We start from the raw sequence: 6,142 nt of genomic DNA on the forward strand, positions 1-6,142 counted from the left end.
CTTTATCATTCTAATTGTCCTGTGATCGCGAGATAGTCCGCCAAATACTCCTGCTGTTGACTGAGTTGCTTTCTGGTTTTGTATGCCCGCTGTTCATTTTTATTTTGGATAAATTTAACCAAAGGCGCTAACCAGAGTCCTGCTTGTTGCTCTTTTAACAAGTTAAGCAACCAGTTAGGAACATGGCGTTTAAAAAAGTCGTCTTCTTTACTTAAAAATAATTGCACCACACCTGGGTCCCCTTGCCTTGCCGCACGTCCGAAAAGCTGCCGGTCAACCCGCCGATAATCATTTAATTGAGTCACTATGATATGCAATCCACCACTGTTCGCTACCGTATCAGATAGCTTAATATCAGTCCCTCTGCCAGCCATATTGGTCGCAATGGTGATCTGCCCAGGTTGACCCGCTTGAGCAATGATTTTCGCTTCATGCTCATCTTGCCGCGCATTGAGCAGTTGATGTGCCATCGCTTGCTGTTGTAAGAACTGTGACAATAATTCTGATTCTTGAACACTTTGAGTACCAATCAAAATCGCCTTGTGCTGTCGCTGCCACTGTTTAACCCTTGCCACAATTGCCACCATTTTTTGTTCCCCAGTTGCAAACACACAAGGCTCTAAATACTTTCTTCTATTGTTTTGATAAGGCTCTATTCGAACCACAGATAATCCATAAACAGCAGCAAGCTCTTTACTGATTTCTTTAGCGGTACCCGTCATTCCGGCGAGCAAGAGATAGCGTTTGAAAAAACGTTGATAGCTAATACTTCCTATGGTCTGCCTTTCTTTACTCAGTAACAACCCCTCTTTGAGCTCAATTAATTGATGTAGCCCCTGCTCCCATGAGCGATCGGCCATCACTCTGCCAGTACTTTGATCAATAATCACAACCTTGCCATCAGCGACTAAATAATCGAAGTCTTTGTTGAATAAATACAAGGCTTTTAATCCGTTAAGCACCAACATTTCACGAGTAACAGCAACTTGCCATAACCCACTAAATTGCTGACATAATTGTGAAAGTCTATTTTGCCCATCTAAGGTGAATTGTAAAAAATGCCTAGGCTTATCAACAATAAAATCTTTTCCTTGCTGTAATTGCTTAGCTAGCATTAACGCCGTTTGATAAATTTCCTGCCGAGCCGAGGTGTCGATGTCACTAGATATGATGAGCGGCGTGATGGCCTCATCAGCTAAAATACTGTCTGCCTCATCAACGATCGCATACACTAAGCCTGGCAACATAAGTTGCTGAGCTTTATCCCCTAATAACCCCTGCTTTAGTGCCAATTGTGCCGGGGTATTCGACCCCATTTTCATTCTGTCTCGTAAATGGTCAAAGACCACCTGCTTGTTGGTGCAATAAACAATATCAGCTTTGTATGCTTCAACCTTTTCAGGTTCAGTCATCCCTTCAGTGATCACCGCGGTGGTTAAGTTGAAGGCTTCATAGATGGGATTAAGTGCTGCAACATCACGTTTGGCCAAATACTCATTGACAGTGATCACATGGCATGAAACTCCAGCAATCGCCATCGTGGTAGCGGCAATCGCTGCAGTCAGCGTTTTTCCTTGGCCAGTGTCCATTTCCGCAATTAGACCTGACATCAACACCCATGCCCCTTCAAATTGAGTTGGAAAAGGACGGTAGCCAAATTGTTGTTGGCAAACGGCACCAATAAGGGCAAATGCCTGACTGGCAAAATCGAGGTTTATCCCATGGTTAATGGCTAAGCGTTGCAACTCAACTTTCTTAGCAGCAATACTCTGCGACTCTAAATTAGCAAGTTGCTGATAATAATTAGCAATATTATCATGCAATTTTTTTAGCTGTTTAGAGTTCACCCGCTGCATATTGGCACGGCTATCAAGATACCCTTGTAATTTATCTTCCCATGATTTGTTGTGCGTAGGCCATCTCATTAAATAGGTCTGTTGTGGCAGTGGGTATGGTAGACAATTAGACACCGAACTCTCCTAAAAAATTTTGTCTAATGGCACGATAAAAGCGGCTGGCTAGGGTTTCATCATCTTTGGTAAAACGTACCCACACTCTTGAGCCGTAAAATTCTATTGGCTGTCTATTAACTAACTTAATGTCATACCAAAATACCCGCTTAAAGGTCTCTTTTTGACTGCTCGAACGGGGATCGACATTGATCTCTCCTCCTGCTAAATGCCCTAGAGCAATACTAGGCAAGCTAAATTGAGCACCTGGATTAATGCGACTTACCTTCGCTGGCAAGATCCCTTCACCAAAAGCATTAATTAATACTTCAACTTGTTCACTTGATTGTCTGATCTGCTCAATATCTTGCTGCGTAATTGCCACTTGTATCGTTAATTCCCTCGCTAATTCAGAGACGTAGCCAATGGCCTCGCCTTTGGAAAAATACCGCCCAGGGAGAGACTCTAAAGCCGAAATCAACAGTCGCCCATCTACTGGGGAATAAATGATGGTGTTCGCCAACTGTTGTTCGATATAAGCAAGATTACCCTGTAAATTTTTAATTTCTGTTGCTACCAATTGAGCTTGCTGAGGTTGCCCCTCAAAGCGCAACTGCACAAGCTTGATTTGCAATTCCTGCAATCTTGCCTGGAGTACTTTCTTTTCGGTCGTCAATTCATCACTTTGACACAAAAATAACGGCTGGTTTTTACTAATTTTCGAGCCCGGATTTACCATCACTTGCTCAATAAAACAATTACTTTGAGCCCTGATTATGGCGTCTTCAGGATGTTTAATGATCCCCTGTACTAGGGTTGTTGCTGAGAATGGCACCGCAAAAAAAATCAGACTAACACTGAGCATTAATAATGCTACTACGCTTATGGCTCGCAACCTTAAGCGATTCAGCTTGGGACTTTTTAGCAAAAATTTACTCTGTTTATACAAGGGTAAAATAAACATAGTAAACAACGAAAATAACGCTAGCGCTACTCCAATAAAGAAAAACTGTTGTGCTAAAAATATTGCAATAATAAACACAATGAAGGCTCGATAACAGAATGAAGCGATCCCATAAAAGCTGAACCATGCCGCTTCCCCCTGAGCATAAGCCGGAGACTTTATATCACTAACTAGCAATAAGTAACGTTGTATCACATAAGCAATATATTGATTCGACCTTGATGCTAAGTTAGGAATTTCAAGCAAATCGGAAAGTATGTAGTAACCATCAAACTTAAGTAATGGATTTGCATTAAATAACAGCGTTGAGACCCCAGCGATAAGCATGATGTTATAAAGTAAGGTGCGACTTAAGCCCGCTTCTAACTGGACCCAAAGGTGCAAAGCCAGCGCAGCAATAAACAGTTCAACCAACATACCCGCCGCCCCTACCAACACTCTTTGGTAGCGATAGCTAAAATTAGTGGCTGCAGATGCATCTACATAAGGAACGGGCATGAACACTAAAAACATGATGCCAATATCATGGACTTCTCCGCCATATTTTTTCACTAAATAGGCATGCCCCAACTCATGTAGTAATTTGACAATTGGAAAAAGCAACCAAAGCAGCAGTAAATTGCTTGGAGTTAACACCGTATCTACAATATTTTCAGTTAATTGCGGCCAATGGGTTAATGTTTGCAAAAACGCACTGATCACCACCAGCAGCCACACCAGCGCAAACCAGCGACTCATAAAAGGTCGGGCAAAGTTAACCGTCTTAGCTAAGAATGGCTCGGGGTCGAACAAGGGGACCCTAATGGCTAGCGGACTGCTGAGTTTCGCTTTTAATTTACTAAAAGCCATATTGTGTTTTCGTCTTAACTGCTCGCCATGGTCGGCTAAACCATCACTAACCAATAAACCCGCTTGGTATAATTTAGTAATAAGGGCTATTACCTGTTCTTGACTGGGTGCTTTATCCTGCAATTTAATAACTGCATTTTCCCAAATATCGTTAACACTTTTACTGCCATCAAACTGACTGATCAGTACATAAGCTTCATAGTTGAACCTGTGATGGGCAGCGGTGATCTTATCTTCAAAAAAATACCAAACTCGGCCACGTTTAACTTGTCTTTGAATATTTATATGGTTTCTAAGTTGGGGCTTTAAAGCTGCAACTCGATACCAATAGGGACTGAATAATTGACTCTGTTTTGTCATCAATTACACCTTAGCCGACCAAAACCACAGCTTGAACCAATGCACAAAGTTTCTGGTTGCAATCCACAAGTAACTACGCTGCTCTATTTCTACTTTACCCGCCCCTTGCATCCCAGGTCTTAACCACTGTGGGGCCTCATCAAGTTCAGCTTCTACCTTAAAGATATTCTGTCCATCAACGACTTCCGCCATAGGTGTAAGACGTTTTACTGTAAAATTTAAACCCTGTCCTGGCATCGAAGACAATACCAAAGTACCGCTCTGACCTAAGTTAATCTGCCGAATTTGCTTTTCATCGATATGCAAAATCACTCGATATTTATCTAAGGGCGCAATCTGCATCAGGATATCCCCTTTTTGAACAGGTGCTCCCATAGATTGGGAAAGGTCCCCAGCAACCACAATACCCGCGAATGGGGTGGCAACTTTGCTCTTACTGATGTGCTTTGATACCAATTCTAAATTGGCTTCAACCTGGGCTATCCTTGCTTTTAAAATTCCCACCTTAGTTTTATCGTAATTGGCAAAAGCATCGAGATATTCCTGCTTAAGTTTGATGTGTTCGCTTTGCCATTTCAAAAGCTCAAGTTGAAGTGCATTATCGTCAAGCTCAAACAATACCTTGCCTTCATCGACCAGATCGCCAGGAAATGCATTGACCGCTTTAATGTAACCATCTTGAGGGGCGGCGATTGAGCGTTGCAACCATCCCTCTACAGTGGCATTGGCATGCACTTTATATTGAGTTTCAAACACTCCCGCCAGCACTATGACAAGTGCCAAACTAGCCAGAATAAATTTGGCTTTAAGATACTTGAAGCCAAATATGTTGAATAGACTATTTCGCCCAGCATCTATTAGTACTTGCCATAGATTGCGATCTTGTTTCTTTTTCCAAAGCAATAATGGGCCGATTAAGCGGACAGTTTGCTGACAATAACTGATTTTTTGTGCATCAAAAAAGTCATTTTGGTTATGCTCGAATAACATTGCTCCGCAAATGTTTAACTGACTCACTCGCTTGCTATCCACTTCAAAAATAGGCACAGATAAAACCGAACCACTGCCATGTTGCTCAACTAAAAGTTGATGTTTTTCGGTTAGCTTAAAATCCTGTTGCTGTGGATAGATGACTGAGGCTTGTTGATCACTGCACTCTTGTAAACTATCGATAATCGCTTTGACTAAATTGGTCTTTTCATCAAAGCTAGCACAGTTAGAAATTGCTTCTAGCTGCAGCTGTTGACCTACCAAAAAACCAAAACTGACCCTTTCTAAACCGAGATCATTAGCAATACGATTCACACACATCAAGGCCGTTTGTTGATAGCTTTCAGTATCCACATAAGCTGCCAATAACAAGGTCAACTTTTCTAAGTCTTGATTGCTAGTAATGGCTTTTTGATGTTGGTGCTTCTGGGTAAAAACCTCAAACCATACGGCACCCCATTGCAATTGCCGCATAATAGAAGCTAACTTAGCTTGATGTTCAGCAGAGATCCTAAACACCACCACTCCTTGATCCCGCTGGTCAATCTTAATCGGATAAGCAAGATGGTAAACAAAGGTATGCTGGGAATCGTCAAGTTGGTACTTTTTAATGACTGGTTGGCTTTTTTGTAACGCTAATTCAGCGCTACCATCTTGGCTAAGTGCCTGTTGATAGCCTTGTTCGGGCCAATGCGCAATTTCGACAAAACTATTCTCATCCGTAGCTTCATCAGAGTGATTTGGATCAAAAGCAGCAACGGCACTTACTCGATAAATAACCAGCGCGGATTGCACTCCAATTAACATCGAACTTTGTATGTTCAACCACTGCTGAGCGAAAGAGGTTATGTCTTTCGCTGCGGCAAGTTCTGCCCATGGTCCTTGTTCTGTATAAGAGGCTATCTGGCTGCTTTCTGTGTTAAGCGTTACCTGTTCATCCTTGCTGAACATAGTTGGGTTCCCTACTCTAGAAAATGAGGCTTAAACCACTTGCGCCTTAATATAAAACTATAATAGCCTATTTTTTATA

The 6,142-nt window shown here is 42.0% G+C and carries 3 protein-coding genes; all 3 read right to left on the bottom strand.

Annotation, left to right across the window (positions count from 1 at the left end):
• Positions 1-5: 5 nt before the first annotated feature.
• Genes GFB48_RS07460 through GFB48_RS07470 form a run of 3 tightly spaced genes read right to left on the bottom strand, consistent with a single transcriptional unit; the run spans position 6 to position 6,063 of the window.
• Positions 6-1,970, bottom strand: a complete 1,965-nt coding sequence (locus GFB48_RS07460) for a DEAD/DEAH box helicase (protein ID WP_163933377.1) — start codon at positions 1,968-1,970, stop codon at positions 6-8.
• Entirely contained in the window at positions 1,963-4,122 is a 2,160-nt protein-coding gene (locus GFB48_RS07465; RefSeq protein ID WP_163933380.1) for an efflux RND transporter periplasmic adaptor subunit, read from the bottom strand. Before GFB48_RS07465 ends, GFB48_RS07460 begins: the two co-directional genes overlap by 8 nt.
• Before the next feature lie 3 nt (positions 4,123-4,125).
• On the bottom strand, positions 4,126-6,063 hold the full coding sequence (locus GFB48_RS07470) for an efflux RND transporter periplasmic adaptor subunit (protein ID WP_163933382.1): 1,938 nt from the start codon (positions 6,061-6,063) through the stop codon (positions 4,126-4,128).
• Positions 6,064-6,142 lie beyond the last annotated feature (79 nt).

This window comes from Paraferrimonas sp. SM1919, from assembly GCF_010993985.1.
GTDB lineage: Bacteria > Pseudomonadota > Gammaproteobacteria > Enterobacterales > Shewanellaceae > SM1919.

Coding starts and splice junctions, on each gene's coding strand:
- GFB48_RS07470 (WP_163933382.1), bottom strand. CDS start 6,063: ATGTTCAGCAAGGATGAACAGGTAACGCTTAACACAGAAAGCAGCCAG.
- GFB48_RS07465 (WP_163933380.1), bottom strand. CDS start 4,122: ATGACAAAACAGAGTCAATTATTCAGTCCCTATTGGTATCGAGTTGCA.